Genomic DNA, 14,558 nt, shown 5'->3' on the forward strand with positions numbered 1-14,558 from the left:
GTACACGAACTATCGGCCGCCGCACAACAACCACAGGCCGCCGCCGCGCCCCGGCAACGGCGGCAATCCGCCGGTACGTCCGGATCGCCCGCGTCCGTCCTACAACGGCGGCTCGCCGTGGCGGAACATGGACTCGGTCGGCCGTCCGCAGCAACAGCAGCGTCCGCAGCAGCAGTCGCGTCCGGCCCAGCAGGCCCCGCGTCCGGCCCAGCGCTCGAACGGTTCACCGTGGCGGAACATGAACAATTTGAACCAGCGCACAGTTGAGCCCTGAGCCGTCTTGATTTTCACCACCCACCCGGTTCACTCTAGGCGGGTGGTGACGGCTTCGGTCGCAAAGTGACAAAAGCGACAGAACGCGTCACATCCAGCTCTATGTCGATATCCGCCAGGAAACTCTGGATCCCCCCTGTTCCGGCCCTGTCGGATGTCGGCACCTACAACGCAGAAGGCCCCGCCATTGGCGGGGCCTTCTGTCTTTGACCCCTGGGGCGTGGGCGGTCATGCAAAAAAACAGGGCCGACAGTCCCCCGACTGTCGACCCTTCTGCTTCCCCGGGATGCGCATGGACCGGCCCCTGTTCCAATTCCGGTCCGTAGCGCCAGAGCGCCTGCCATCCTGGGTGCTATTGGGTTATCTGCAGAAAACGTGCCAACTTGAGGGTTGATTTCATCGCCCCCGACGAATGGCGCTAAAATCGCCACCCGCGCCCTGTCTCCAGGGCTGATCCTGGGCCGCCCGGCCCCGTCCCGAGCCTCCTGCGCCATGACTGACTCCTTCTACCGCTACGACGTCATCGTCATCGGCGGCGGCCACGCCGGCACCGAAGCTGCGCTGGCGGCCGCGCGCAGTGGCGCGCGCACCCTGCTGCTGACCCACAACGTGGAAACCATCGGCGCGATGAGCTGCAACCCGGCCATCGGCGGGATCGGCAAGGGCCATCTGGTCAAGGAGATCGACGCCCTGGGCGGGGCGATGGCGCATGCCGCCGATCGCGCCGGCATCCAGTGGCGCACCCTCAATGCCTCCAAGGGCCCGGCCGTGCGCGCCACCCGCTGCCAGGCCGACCGCAACCTGTACCGCATGGCGATCCGCCAGATCGTGGAAGCCCAGCCCAACCTGACCGTGTTCCAGGCGGCGGTGGACGACCTGCTGATCGACGGCGACACCGTGCGCGGCGCGGTTACCCAGACCGGACTGACCTTCCACGCCGCCGCCGTGGTGCTTACCGCCGGCACCTTCCTGGCCGGCAAGATCCACGTCGGCCAGACCCAGTACGCCGCCGGGCGCATGGGCGACCCGCCGGCCACCACGCTGGCCGCACGCCTGCGCGAGCGCCCCTTCGTGATCGACCGCCTCAAGACCGGCACGCCGCCACGCATCGATGGCCGTTCGCTCGATTACAGCGTCATGGACGAGCAGCCCGGCGATGACCCGCGCCCGGTGATGTCCTACCTGGGCGATGTGTCCGAGCATCCGGCCCAGGTCAGCTGCTGGATCACCCACACCAGCGAGCGCACCCACGACATCATCCGTGCCGCGCTGCATCGCTCGCCGCTGTACAGCGGCCAGATCGAAGGCATCGGCCCGCGGTACTGCCCGTCGATCGAAGACAAGGTGGTGCGCTTCGCCGAGAAGGCCAGCCACCAGATCTTCGTCGAGCCCGAAGGGCTGGACGTGGTGGAGATCTATCCCAACGGCATCTCCACCTCGCTGCCGTTCGACGTGCAGCTGGCACTGGTGCGCAGCATCGGCGGCTTCGAGAACGCGCACATCACCCGCCCCGGCTATGCGATCGAGTACGACTTCTTCGACCCGCGCGGCCTGGACAACACCCTGCAGACCAAGAGCGTGTCCGGGCTGTTCTTCGCCGGCCAGATCAACGGCACCACCGGCTATGAAGAAGCCGCCGCGCAGGGCCTGCTTGCCGGGCTCAATGCCGCGCGCCACGTGCGCGGGGACGCCGGGTGGTGCCCGCGCCGCGACGAGGCCTACCTGGGCGTGCTGGTCGATGACCTCATCACCCACGGCACCACCGAGCCGTACCGCATGTTCACCAGCCGCGCCGAGTACCGGCTGCAGCTGCGCGAAGACAATGCCGACGTGCGCCTGACCGGACTGGGCCGCGAGCTGGGCCTGGTCGACGAGCGCCGCTGGGCCGCCTTCCAGACCAAGCAGGAAGCGGTGGCACGCGAATCGGCACGCCTGCGTGCGTTGTGGGCCACGCCGGGCAATGCGCTGGGCCGCGAAGTGGAAGCCACCCTGGGCGTAGCGGTCAGCCGCGAAACCAACGTGCTGGACCTGATCAAGCGCCCGGAGCTGGACTACGCCCAGCTCATGCAGGTGCCGTCGCTGGGCCCGGCCGTGGCCGACCCGAAGGTGGCCGAGCAGGTCGAGATCGGGGTGAAGTACGCCGGTTATCTGGATCGCCAGCGCGAGGAAATCGAGCGCCAGCAGCGCCACGAATCCACCGCCATCGCCAGCGATTTCGACTACGCCGCCGTCCGTGGGTTGTCGGCCGAAGTGCAGCAGAAACTCGAGCGCGTGCGCCCACAGACCATTGGCCAGGCACAGCGCATCCCCGGCATGACCCCGGCAGCGATCTCGCTGCTGCTGGTGCACCTCGAGCGCGCGCGCCGCGCCCGCGTCGCGTAAAAGCGTAACGCCGGCCGTTGGTCGGCGGCACGGCGGCTCCGGATGCGCCGCAGCCGACCAACGGTCGGCGCTACGCGCTTGGCAGCGCGGGCGTGGCTCCGCGCAGGCCCGCGTTATCATCATGGCATCGGGACGGTGCCGCAGGCGGCCGTCCGCCCCTGCCTTGCCGGAGTACCGCATGTCCCCCATCCGCCCCTTCCTCGACACGCTGCCGGTCATCGGCGAGCGCTGCTACATCGATCCGGCCTGCACCATCATCGGTGACGTGGTGCTGGGCGATGACGTGTCGGTATGGCCGGGCACGGTGATCCGCGGCGACGTCAACCATGTGCGGATCGGTGCGCGCAGCAACATCCAGGACGGCACCATCATCCATGTCAGCCACCACAGCCCGTACAACCGGGAAGGCTTCCCCACGCTGATCGGCGAGGGCGTCACCGTTGGCCACGGCACCATCATCCATGCCTGCACCATCGGCGATCACAGCCTGATCGGGATGGGCGCGTGCATCCTGGACGGTGCGCGGGTGGAGCGGCATGGCTTCGTCGGCGCCGGCGCGGTGGTGGGTCCAGGCAAGGTGGTCGGTGAGGGCGAGCTGTGGGTCGGCAACCCGGCACGGCTGGTGCGCACCCTTACCGACAAGCAGATCGAATCGCTGCACTACTCGGCCGACCACTACGTGCGGCTCAAGGACAAGTACCTGGGATGATCGCGGCCGCCCCGGTCGCATCCACCCCGGCCACCGCGGCGGCGCTGGGCATCGGCACGCCTGCACGGTAAAGTCCACAGCCGACCAGGAAGCAGTCGAGAACCGCATGCCCACCCAGGCAGCAGACCGGAGAGGATTCCGGGTCCATCTTTCCCATCGTCCGCGCGCATGAGCGCGACGATGCTGGATACCTACCGTGAAGTGATCACGCCCGAGGGCGTGCCGCTGCACCTGCCCGCCGCCGGCCCGGTGCCGCGTGCGTTGGCCTGGGCGATCGATTTCGCGGTCCGCTTCGGCGCACTGCTGCTGCTCAGCATCCCGCTGGCCTTCCTCGGCGATTTCGGCAAGGGCCTGTACCTGGCGCTGATGTTCGTGCTGATGTGGGCCTACACCATCGTGCAGGAAGCGGTCTGGGGCCGCACGCTGGGCAAGCGCGCGCTGGGCCTGCGCGTGGTCGCACGCGAAGGTGCACCGATCGGCTGGATGGCCGCGATCACCCGCAACCTGCTGCGCACCGTGGACATGCTGCCGTTCGCCTACGCCGTGGGGCTGCTGTCGAGTCTGTTCGATGCGCATGGCCGCCGCCTCGGCGACCTGGTTGCCGGCACGGTGGTGGTGCACGAGCGCGCGCGCCCGGTGCTGGGCAGCGTGTCCATCGACACCGTGCTGGCCCCGACCCAACCGCTGCAGCCGGCCGAACAGGCTGCCGTGGTCGCCTTCGCCGAGCGCGCATCGCGCCTGTCCTCGCCGCGCCAGCAGGAACTGGCGGCGATCGTCGCCCCGCTCAGCGGCGGTGGCGGCCAAGTCGGAGTGCTGCGTCTGTACGCCATGGCCAACTGGCTGCTGGGGCGCCGATGAGGCAGGAACAGTTCGTCACCCGCTACCAGAGTGAGTGGCAGGCCCTGGAGCGCTGGATGGCGCTGCGGGGCGACAACGCGCGCGGCGCACGCCGCCCGGTCGCCGACGACGCGCTCAACGATGAAGACATTCCGCAACGCTATCGACGCCTGTGCCAGCAGCTGGCATTGGCGCGCAAGCGGGGTTACAGCCCGCAGCTGGTGGCGCGCCTGCAGGGGCTGATGCAGCAGGGCCATGGCCTGCTCTACCGCACGCCGCCGCCGCGCTGGCGGCGCGCGCTGGAATTCCTGCTCGCCGACTTCCCGCAGCTGGTGCGCAGCCAGGCGCGCAGCATGTGGGTGGCCACCGCGCTGTTCGTGTTGCCGCTGGTGGGCACCTTCGCGCTGGTGCAGTGGTATCCGCAGTTCATCCATCTGCTGATGGGCAACGCCGAGATCGCGGCGATGGAGCGCATGTACGATCCAGCCTCCGCGCACCTGGGGCGCGACAGCGGCACGGACTGGATGATGTTCGGCCACTACATCATGAACAACATCAGCATCGGCCTGCGCACCTTCGCCAGCGGCCTGCTGGCCGGGGTCGGCACCGTGCTGGTGCTGCTGTTCAACGGGCTCACCATCGGCGCAGTGGCCGGCCACCTGCAGCACATCGGCCATGGCGACCCGTTCTGGCGCTTCGTGGTCGGGCATGGCGCGTTCGAGCTGACCGCCATCGTGATCGCCGGTGGTGCGGGCCTGCAGCTGGGCATGAAACTGCTGGCACCGGGCCGGCGGCGGCGCATCGATGCGCTGGTCGAAGGCGGGGTGATCGGGGCGCGGCTGTGCCTGGGCGTGGCCGCGATGCTGCTGGTGGCCGCCTTCATCGAAGCATTCTGGTCCTCGATCGCCGCCGTGCCGGCCTGGGGCAAGTACGCGGTTGCCGCCGTGCTGTGGAGCGCGGTGTTCACTTGGTTGTGGCGCGGTGGACGCGGGAGCGCACATGCGCATTGACCAGCTCAACGTGGTGCTGCGCGCACGCAGCGGCTGGGAAGCGGTGGAACTGGGCACCGCGCTGGTGCGTCGGCATGCGCGTGCGATCTGGCTCCCGTGGCTGCTGCTGGGCCTGCCGCTGTTTGCGCTGGTCAACGCGCTGGCGTGGTGGACCGATACGTTCGGCTGGGCGTGGCTGCTGATGTGGTGGCTCACGCCGGTGTTCGACCGGCTGGCGCTGTATGTGATCTCGCGCGGCATCTTCGGCGATGCGCCGAGCGCCTTGCAGACATTGCGCGCGCAACGCGCGTGGGGCTGGAACGGCTTCTGGGGCTACCTGGGCTGGCGCCGCTTCAGCCCACTGCGTTCGCTGCTGATGCCGGTCAATCTGCTGGAAGGCAACGCGGTTGAACATCGCGGTGCACGCCGTCGCGCCGTGGCCGGTGCCGCCTTCGGCCATGCGATCCTGCTGACGGTGACCTGCATGGCCTTCGAGGTGGTGCTGGTGGCGGGCGGCATCGCGGCAGTGTTCATGTTCGTCCCGTTCGAGCTGCTGTCCGATTCCTGGCGTGCGGCGTGGGCGATGGTCAGCGAGGACACACCGGCCTGGGCCAGGTTCGGCTTCAACCTGCTGTCCTGGCTGGCCATCAGTCTGATCGGGCCGTTCTACGTGGGCGCCGGCTTCGGCCTGTATCTCAACCGGCGCACCGAGATGGAAGCGTGGGACGTGGAGATCGCGTTCCGCCGCCTGCGTGACCGTCTGCAGCAGGCCGCGCCGCTGCTGATGCTGGGCCTGGTGCTGATCTGGCCGAGCGGCGTGGTGCACGCCCAGCAGTGCGAAGCCCCCGCCACCGCGACGGCGCAAGGCGATGCGGATGAGGACGCGGAGGCGGAAGAAGACGCCGACGACACCCCGCTCACCTACGCCAACGACCCTGCCAATACACCCGTGGCGATCTTCGGCAGCGGCGAGGTCGACACGGCCGGCTTCCGCCAGGCCGTGCAGCGTGCCTACGAGGATCCGCTGCAGAGCCCGACCCGCCAGGTGACCCGTTGGGAGCGCACCGAACAGGACGCGGCGAAGAAGGAAAAGAAAAAGGACGACGACAGCGCCGCCAGGCGCGGCACGGCCCGGAAGGGGCCGCTGCTGCCGACGCAGATCGCCGAATGGCTGCTGTGGGGCATGGTCGGCGTGCTGCTGCTGATCCTGATCGCCACCGCGCCACGTTGGCTGCGCTGGCTGCGCGGCACCGGCAGGACCTCGCGCGATACGGTATCGGCGGTGGTCGAAGATGACATCACCGTGCCCGAGGAAGTTCCCCCCGATGCCGCCGCGCGTGCGCGTGCGCTGTGGCAGCAGGGGCGCCCGCGCCAGGCGCTGGCGCTGCTGTATCGGGCCAGCGTGGAATCGATGAGCGAACGTGCTCAGATCGCGCTGCCACCCGGCGCCACCGAGGCGCAGTGTCTGCGCGTGTCGCGGCGCATGCCCGAGGCCGCCGACCGCGCCCTGTTCGAGCGCATCGTGCGGGTCTGGCAGTACGCCGCCTACGCCGGCCGCCTGCCCGATGACGAGGCGTTCGCAACGCTCGCCAGCACGCTGCAGCAACAGTTCCGGTGGCGCGCATGAGTACGCGCCTGCGCTGGCTGCTGGTGATGCTGGGCGTGCTCGTGCTCGGCGTGCCGCTGGCCATCCTGTTCCTGCGCACCCACCACCGGGTCACCGAAACCGAGCACCTGCCCCCGCAGGGCGAAGCGCGTTACAACCCGTTGTATGTACTGGGCCAGGCACTGCGTGCCGACGGCATCGAGGTTCACTCGCAGCCGCGCGTGGACCTGACCACGATGACGCTCCAGCCGCACGACACCCTGGTGCTGCTGCAGGACACGGCCACCCTGCCGCCGCCCACCGCGCGCGCGCTGCTGGCGTGGGTGGCGCAGGGCGGCCATCTGATCGTGCGTACACCGCCCGGCGCGCCGGCCGATACCGACGGCAACGGGCCGTTGCTGGACGCCCTGGGCGTGGACAGCATCGATTACGGCAGTGGCTGCCAGCCGTTCCACGTGCGCGATGACGAGCAGCATGTGGAGTTCTGCAATGGTCGACGCTTCGGCGTGGAACCGCCGGCAGGGATGCGCCTGGAGCGCAGCTGGGGCGAAGACGATGCCGACAGCGATGCCTATGGGCGGGTCTTCGCGCGCCTGCGCCACGGCCAGGGCAGCGTGGATGTAGTGGCCGACCTGGAGTTCATGAAGGGACTGGGCCGCCCGGCCGTGCTCGACACGCCCGATGCGAAGCCGGGCAACTATGTCGACGGCCTGCACGACAAGGCGCACCGCGACCTGACCCGCTACCTGCTGGCGCCGCGCTACGGCGAGGGCCGCATGTGGCTGGTGTACGGGGCGCGTCCGCCGTCGCTGTGGAACCGGATCTTCTACCAGGGCTGGCCGGTGTGGGTGCCGCTGCTGCTGGCCCTGCTCGGCTGGCTCTGGCAGCGCGCGCAGCGCATGGGCAGCCTGTTGCCATCGCCGGCGATCGAGCGCCGCTCGCTGCTGGAACATGTGCGCGCCAGCGGCGAGCACCTGCTGCGTTACGGCAAGGCCCCGCTGTTGTACGACGCGGTGCGGCGTTCGTTCCTTGGCCGCCTGCGTCGGCGCGCACCCACCGCCGCCGCGTTGAACGGCGAGGCGCAGGTGCACGCCATCGCCACCCTGCTGCACTGGCCGCATGCACGCGTCCAGACTGCGTTGAACGCTCCGGCCTCGCAGGACCTGAACGGTCTGCGCGAGCGCATCCGCCTGCTGATCCAGATGAGAAACCTGCTATGACCGAGCCGACTCCCCCGCTGCTGCCACCGCTGTCTCCCGCCGAACCTGCGCCGACCCCGGCCGGCCTGTCCGGTCCCAGCCTGGTCGAACGCGTCGATGCCGTGCGCGAAGCGGTCGGGCGTGCCTTCATCGGCCAGCCCGAGGTGCTCGACCAGATCCTGATCGCACTGCTGGCCGGTGGCCACGTGTTGATCGAAGGCGTCCCCGGCCTGGGCAAGACCCTGCTGGTGCGCGCACTCGCCCAGGCGCTGGAACTGGACTACGGCCGCGTGCAGTTCACCCCGGACCTGATGCCCAGCGATGTCAGCGGGCATGCGGTGTACGACCCCAAGTCGGAGAGCTTCAAGATCCGTCGCGGCCCGGTGTTCACCAACCTGCTGCTGGCCGACGAAATCAACCGTGCGCCGGCCAAGACCCAGTCCGCGCTGCTGGAAGTGATGCAGGAAGGCCAGGTCACCATCGAAGGCAAGGCGTTCGCGCTGACGCCGCCGTTCCTGGCCCTGGCCACGCAGAACCCGGTTGAACAGGAAGGTACCTACCCACTGCCCGAAGCGCAGCTGGACCGCTTCCTGCTCAAGGTCCTGATCGACTACCCGTCGGTGGAAGACGAGAAGCGCATGGTCGATGCGATCACCACCGGGCGCAGCGCGGCCGACTTCGATCTGTCGCAGGTGCCGCGCGCGCTGACCGCTGCCGAGGTGGTGGCACTGCAGCAGGCCACCGCCGCGATCACCGTGGACCCCGAGGTGATCGATTATGCGGTGCGCATCGTTGCCGCCACCCGCCATTGGCCGGGCATCGCGCTCGGCGCCGGCCCGCGCGGCAGCATCGCGCTGGTGCGGGCCGCGCGCGCGCAGGCGGTCCTGGCCGGACGTGACTTCGTCACCCCCGACGACGTCCGCGACATCGCCAAGCCGGCGTTGCGCCATCGCATCGCGCTGGCGCCGGAATTGCAGATCGAAGGACAGAGCGCCGACGATGCGCTGGACGCGCTGCTGGCCAAGGTGGAAGCACCGCGCAAATGAGCCTGGGGCGCAACGTTGATCGCGCGCGGTGCGGCCGATGAGGCCAGCCCCGCTGCTGCTCACCCTGGTGATGGCATGGAGCCTGCTTGGCCTGCCGGTCGCCTTCGGGCTGTGGCCACGCTGGAGCTGGGGCGCCATGGGCGCGGCGATCGCGCTGGTGGCGCTCGTCGACCTGCTGCGGCTGCGTCGGCAGCCCTCGCCCAGCCTGCAACGCGAACTGCCCGAAGCCCTGGCCCTGAACGTGGCGCGGCCGGTGACGCTGCGGCTGGAATCCAGCCTGCGCCAGCGCGTGGACGTGTTCGACCTGGTGCCGGGGCCGTGGACGCTGCAGGGGCTGCCGCGCGCGCTGACGCTCAAGCCGCTGGTCGCCAGCAGTTTCCAGTACACCCTCACCCCGACCGCACGCGGGCGCTTCGTCTTCGAGGGCGTGCACCTGCGCGTGCATGCGCCGTGGCGGCTGTGGAGGCAGCGCCGCACGCTGCCGCCCGCACTGACGGTGCGGGTGTATCCCAACTTCGCGCCGCTGACCCGCTTTGCGCTGTTCAGTGCCGAACAGGCCTCGCGGCTGGTCGGCGCGCATCTCAAGCGGCGGCGCGGCGAAGGCACCGATTTCCACCAGATGCGCGAGTACCGCATCGGCGACAGCCTGCGCCAGATCGACTGGAAGGCGACCTCGCGCGCGCGCAAGCTGATCTCGCGCGAGTACCAGGACGAAAAGAACCAGCAGCTGATGCTGATGATCGACACCGGTCGCCGCATGATGGCCAGCGAAGGCGGGCTGTCGCACTTCGACCATGTGCTCAATGCAGCGCTGGTAGTGGCCTACCTGGCGCTACGCCAGGGCGACGGCGTGGGCCTGTTCGCCAGCGGCGGCGATACGCGCTGGGTGGCGCCGCAGCGCGGCATGGGCGCCATCGACCGGCTGCTGCGCGCCAGCTACGACCTGCAGGCCACCCCGGTGGCCACCGACTACCTGGCCGCGGCCACCGAGCTGTCGCTTCGGCAGCGGCGCCGCTCGCTGGTGATGCTGGTCACCAACGTGCGCGATGAAGACATCGAAGATCTGCTCGCCGCAGTGCGCCTGCTGCAGCGCCAGCACCTGGTGTGCGTGGCCAGCCTGCGCGAGCGCGAGCTGGATGAGGCGCTCGGCCATGACGTGGAGACCCTGCAGGACGCTGCCCAGGCCGGCGCGATCGCGCGTTACCTGCAGCAACGCAGCGACGCGCACGAAGCGCTGCGCAGCCATCGGGTGATGGTGCTGGACGTTACCGCCGATGCGCTGCCGGGCGCGCTGGTGGAGCGCTATCTGGCGGTGAAGCGGGACGGGCTGCTGTAAGCAAGGCCTGCCGAACCACGGTCGCTACCGGCCAGGGATGCGACCGCCGCCAACGGGCGGTCGCTACCGGACGGCATTGGCCCTGGCGATCAGACGCGCGGTGGCCTTCTGCAGCAGCACGCGGTTGCGCGCGAGCTTCATCCACTGCGGCAGGCGCGAGAACATCGAGCCGTTGGAGACGCCGGCGCGTTCGCGCAGTGGTGCGTCAGCGTAATCGTGCAACGCCTGCAGGTGCGCCTGGTTGTAGCCCCAGAGCAGACCAGCGCGGGTACGCGCGACCAGCAGCAGCGGCATGCCGAAATACGGGTCGTTGGATTCGGCATCGCGCACCGGGGACACGCTGACACTGACCTCGCTGCTGCGGCCACACTGCGCGCAATCGGCGGAGAGCGTCTTCAGGGGCGGCGATGCCGCCGCGCGACGCGCCTGTGCACGCACCCACTGATGGCCGCAATAGCCGCAGGGCCGCTGCCCGCTGTAACGCACCGGCCCCACCCACGTGCCGGTTCCGCAGCAGCCGCAGCCGCAGGCGTTTCCGTCGCCGAGTGCCACGCTGCACGACAGACAGCGGAAGCTCGCCGTCCGGGACTGCCTGACCACCCAGCCCGGCGCATCACAGCGGTGGCAGCGCACGGCGATGCGGTCGGCGTAGCGCCATAGTCCATGCCCGTCATCCAGGTGCCGCCCGGCCAACGGACCGGGACGCAGGCTGCGGTTGCGCTGCATCGCCATCTCAGACGTAGATGCGGGTGGGCGCTTCATCGATGATCGCGTGCGGCACGAAGCGGGCGCTGTCGCGGGTGATGCGGCTGCTGTCTTCGCGGATGCCCATGCCACAGGCCTGGTCGCCCACCACCCAGCTGCCGACCAGCGGGTAGCCGCCGTCGAAGCTGGTGAGCGGATGCGCGGCCTGGCGGATCGCCGGGCCGGTGTAGGGCCCTTCGCTTTCCTGCCAGCTGCCGTCGGCTAGGTGCATGGCCACGTTGGCGCCTTCGCGCGAGAACAAGGGCTTGCGCACCCAGCCACGCGGCAGCGCGCTGCCGTCGTCGAACTCGGCGGCGAGCAGGTTGGGATGGCCGCGATGACGCTGCCACAGCAGCGGCAGCACGCCCTTGTTGCTCAGGATCGCCTTCCACGCCGGTTCCAGCAGCTGCACGCCCGAGGTCGGCAACGCCTGGCCGAAAGACTCGGTCATCAGGTCTTCCAGCGGGTAGAGCTTGAACAGGCTGCCGATCACCGTGTCGTCCAGCGCGGTGAAACGGCCGTCTTCGGACAGGCCGATGTCTTCGATGGCAATCGCTTCGCCGCGCAGCCCGGCCTGGGCGGCGCAGTCGCGCAGGTAGGCGACCGTGCCCTGGTCTTCCTCGGAGCTGCCCACCGCACTGAAATACAGCGGCGGCGGCAACTGCGCGGCAAGCTGCGCGAAACGCTCCACCAGCGCTTCGTGGATCGCGTTGAACTGGTCGGCGTGCGGTGGCAGGCGGTTCTGGTTGCGTTGGTCTTCCAGCCACTGCCACTGGAAGAACGAGGCTTCGAACAGCGAGGTCGGAGTGTCGTAATTGAGCTCGTAGAGCTTGGCCGGGCCGTTGCCGTCGTAGGCGAAATCCAGGCGCCCATACAGGTGCGGCTCGCGGCGACGCCAGCTGTCGGCAATCCAGTCGCGGAACTGCGGCGGGATCGCCAGCTGGTCCATCAACTGCTCGCTGCCGACCACCTCGTCCACCAGCCCCATCGCCATCGCATGCAGCTCGGCGCTGGGGTCTTCGATGTCCTGCTCGATCTGGCGCAGGGTAAAGGCGTAATACGCGCTCTCATCCCAGTACGGCAGGCCGTCGATGGTATGGAAGCGGAAGCCGGACTCTTCAGCCCGAGCGCGCCATTGGCTGCGCTCGGCGATACGCACGCGCTGCATCGGTCAGCCGCCGACGCTGCTGCGGCCGCTGCTGGTGCTGCCGAAGCCACCGCGGCTGGCCGTGACGGCACGGTTGGGCGTGGCGTTGACCGGGGCCAGGCCGGCCTTGCCGGCGCCGATGCCACTGGCGGTGTTCAAGCCGCCACTGCCACCCGGGGCCGGGCGCGCCCAGCCGTTGGCCTTGTCCTGGTACGCCGGGCTGGCAGCCGGCGGCTGCGCCAGGCCGGCGCCGCGGTTGCCGAGCATCTGCGACATGAAGAAGCCCATCATCATCGGCCCGATGAACGAATGGCCGGTGGAGGTCTTCTGTTCCACGCACTGCTCGGCGCTGTAATCGGCCTGGCAGGCTTCGCGCGAGGCGTACTTGGGGGCGGCATCGGCCGACTGCTTCTGCGCGTTGGCAAAGGCGGTGCGGCAGCTGGACGGATCGCCGGTGGCTTCGGTACAGGCCTGCACCGAGGTGTACAACCCCTCCTGCACCTTGACGGCATCGTCCTTCTGGCAGGCGGTGAACAGCAGCGGCGCGGCGCTCATCAACAGCAGCGCGGTGGTCCTGGAACGTTTCATGGCGTCATGCCCCCTAATGCGGTTATCCCCTCAATCATGCCTCATCGCCGCGAACAACCAAAACCGGCACAGCGCAGAAGATGAACGACGTTTCAGCATTCGCCTGGAAGGTGGTTGCAAACGCAACCGGAATTTTTCGGCAGAATCGAGGCGAAACGCGCCCCCACGGCCCGCCCGATCCTGCCAGCCACCATGCCTGAATACCGCTCCCGTACCTCCACCGCCGGCCGCAACATGGCCGGTGCCCGCGCCCTGTGGCGTGCCACCGGCATGACCGATGGCGACTTCCACAAGCCCATCGTCGCCATCGCCAACTCGTTCACCCAGTTCGTGCCCGGCCACGTGCACCTCAAGGACCTGGGTCAGCTGGTGGCACGCGAGATCGAGCAGGTCGGCGGCGTCGCAAAAGAGTTCAACACCATCGCGGTGGATGACGGCATCGCCATGGGCCACGACGGCATGCTGTATTCGCTGCCCAGCCGCGAGATCATCGCCGACTCGGTGGAGTACATGGTCAATGCACACTGCGCCGATGCGCTGGTGTGCATCTCCAACTGCGACAAGATCACCCCCGGCATGTTGATGGCCGCGTTGCGCCTGAACATCCCGGTGGTGTTCGTCTCCGGCGGGCCGATGGAAGCGGGCAAGACGCGGCTGTCCGAACACAAGCTGGACCTGGTGGATGCGATGGTGATCGCCGCCGATGAAAGCGCCAGCGACGAGAAGGTTGCCGAATATGAGCGCAGCGCCTGCCCCACCTGCGGGTCGTGCTCGGGCATGTTCACCGCCAATTCGATGAACTGCCTGACCGAAGCGCTGGGCCTGTCGCTGCCCGGCAACGGCTCCACCCTGGCCACCCATGCCGACCGCGAGCAGCTGTTCCGCCGCGCCGGGCGCCTGGTCGTGGAGCTGTGCCATCGCTGGTACGGCGGCGAGGATGCCAACGCCCTGCCGCGCACCATCGCCAGCGTGGCCGCGTTCGAGAACGCGATGACCCTGGACATCGCCATGGGCGGCTCGACCAACACCATCCTGCACCTGCTGGCCGCCGCACAGGAAGCGGAGGTGGACTTCGACCTGCAGGCCATCGACGCGCTGTCGCGACGCGTGCCGCAGCTGTGCAAGGTCGCGCCGAACACCCCGAAGTACCACATGGAAGACGTGCACCGCGCCGGTGGCGTGTACGGCATCCTGGGTGAACTGGCGCGTGGCGGCCTACTGCACACCGATGTGCCGACCGTGCACAGCCGCACGCTGGCAGAGGCGATTGCGCGCTGGGATGTCGCGGTGAGCATGGATGAAACGGTGCACGACTTCTTCCGCGCCGGTCCGGCCGGCATCCCCACCCAGGTCGCTTTCAGCCAGGCCACGCGCTGGCCGACGCTGGACGTGGACCGTGAAGAAGGCTGCATCCGCGCGGTCGCCCACGCCTATTCGGCCGAAGGCGGGCTGGCGGTGCTGCGCGGCAACCTGGCGCCGGATGGCTGCGTGGTGAAGACGGCCGGCGTGGATGAGTCCATCCATGTGTTCGAGGGCAATGCGCGCGTGTTCGAAAGCCAGGACGCGGCCGTGGCCGGCATCCTCGCCGACACGGTGGTGGCTGGCGACGTGGTGGTGATCCGCTACGAAGGCCCGAAGGGTGGCCCGGGCATGCAGGAAATGCTGTACCCGACCAGCTACCTGAAATCCAAGGGCCTGGGCA

At 69.0% G+C, this 14,558-nt stretch carries 12 protein-coding genes and 1 pseudogene; 10 read left to right on the top strand and 3 right to left on the bottom strand.

The window, feature by feature from the left end:
- The 9 genes and pseudogenes from RTO53_RS15845 to RTO53_RS15885 form a co-directional block, all read left to right on the top strand.
- Positions 1-274, top strand: a pseudogene (locus RTO53_RS15845) (hypothetical protein); the annotation flags it as partial.
- Between the two features lie 491 nt (positions 275-765).
- Complete coding sequence (mnmG, locus tag RTO53_RS15850) at positions 766-2,655, top strand: tRNA uridine-5-carboxymethylaminomethyl(34) synthesis enzyme MnmG (RefSeq protein WP_312238702.1); 1,890 nt, start codon at positions 766-768, stop codon at positions 2,653-2,655.
- A gap of 178 nt (positions 2,656-2,833) precedes the next feature.
- Positions 2,834-3,364: a gamma carbonic anhydrase family protein gene (locus RTO53_RS15855; protein ID WP_312238703.1), complete on the top strand. Its 531-nt coding sequence runs from the start codon at positions 2,834-2,836 to the stop codon at positions 3,362-3,364.
- Positions 3,365-3,532: 168 nt separating this feature from the next.
- Positions 3,533-4,222 (top strand): RDD family protein, encoded by a 690-nt coding sequence (locus tag RTO53_RS15860; protein ID WP_312238704.1) that lies wholly within the window; start codon positions 3,533-3,535, stop codon positions 4,220-4,222.
- Positions 4,219-5,211, top strand: a complete 993-nt coding sequence (locus tag RTO53_RS15865) for a stage II sporulation protein M (RefSeq protein ID WP_312238705.1) — start codon at positions 4,219-4,221, stop codon at positions 5,209-5,211. Before RTO53_RS15860 ends, RTO53_RS15865 begins: the two co-directional genes overlap by 4 nt.
- Entirely contained in the window at positions 5,201-6,817 is a 1,617-nt protein-coding gene (locus tag RTO53_RS15870) for a DUF4129 domain-containing protein (protein ID WP_312238706.1), read from the top strand. The genes RTO53_RS15865 and RTO53_RS15870 overlap by 11 nt, the downstream gene beginning before the upstream one ends.
- On the top strand, positions 6,814-8,016 hold the full coding sequence (locus tag RTO53_RS15875; protein ID WP_312238707.1) for a DUF4350 domain-containing protein: 1,203 nt from the start codon (positions 6,814-6,816) through the stop codon (positions 8,014-8,016). The genes RTO53_RS15870 and RTO53_RS15875 overlap by 4 nt, the downstream gene beginning before the upstream one ends.
- Positions 8,013-9,041, top strand: coding sequence for a MoxR family ATPase (locus RTO53_RS15880; protein WP_312238708.1), 1,029 nt, complete (start codon positions 8,013-8,015; stop codon positions 9,039-9,041). The genes RTO53_RS15875 and RTO53_RS15880 overlap by 4 nt, the downstream gene beginning before the upstream one ends.
- 37 nt (positions 9,042-9,078) lie before the next feature.
- Positions 9,079-10,377 carry a DUF58 domain-containing protein gene (locus tag RTO53_RS15885; protein WP_312238709.1) on the top strand — a complete coding sequence of 433 codons (1,299 nt, stop codon included), beginning with the start codon at positions 9,079-9,081 and terminating at the stop codon, positions 10,375-10,377.
- Positions 10,378-10,440: 63 nt separating this feature from the next.
- Here the strand turns inward: RTO53_RS15885 and RTO53_RS15890 are convergent, their stop codons facing one another.
- The 3 genes from RTO53_RS15890 to RTO53_RS15900 are packed head-to-tail and all read right to left on the bottom strand — an operon-like array spanning position 10,441 to position 12,856.
- Positions 10,441-11,109 (bottom strand): hypothetical protein, encoded by a 669-nt coding sequence (locus RTO53_RS15890; RefSeq protein ID WP_312238710.1) that lies wholly within the window; start codon positions 11,107-11,109, stop codon positions 10,441-10,443.
- 1 nt (position 11,110) lies between these two features.
- Entirely contained in the window at positions 11,111-12,289 is a 1,179-nt protein-coding gene (locus tag RTO53_RS15895) for a glutathionylspermidine synthase family protein (RefSeq protein WP_312238711.1), read from the bottom strand.
- Between the two features lie 3 nt (positions 12,290-12,292).
- A complete protein-coding gene (locus RTO53_RS15900; protein WP_312238712.1) occupies positions 12,293-12,856 on the bottom strand; it encodes a DUF1190 domain-containing protein in 564 nt (187 codons plus the stop codon).
- A 192-nt stretch (positions 12,857-13,048) separates the two neighbouring features.
- On the opposite strand from RTO53_RS15900, the gene ilvD reads away from it, so the two are divergent.
- On the top strand, positions 13,049-14,558 hold a 1,510-nt coding region (ilvD, locus tag RTO53_RS15905; RefSeq protein WP_312238713.1), incomplete at its 3' end, for a dihydroxy-acid dehydratase.

This window comes from Stenotrophomonas sp. (assembly GCF_031995405.1).
Lineage (GTDB): Bacteria > Pseudomonadota > Gammaproteobacteria > Xanthomonadales > Xanthomonadaceae > Stenotrophomonas.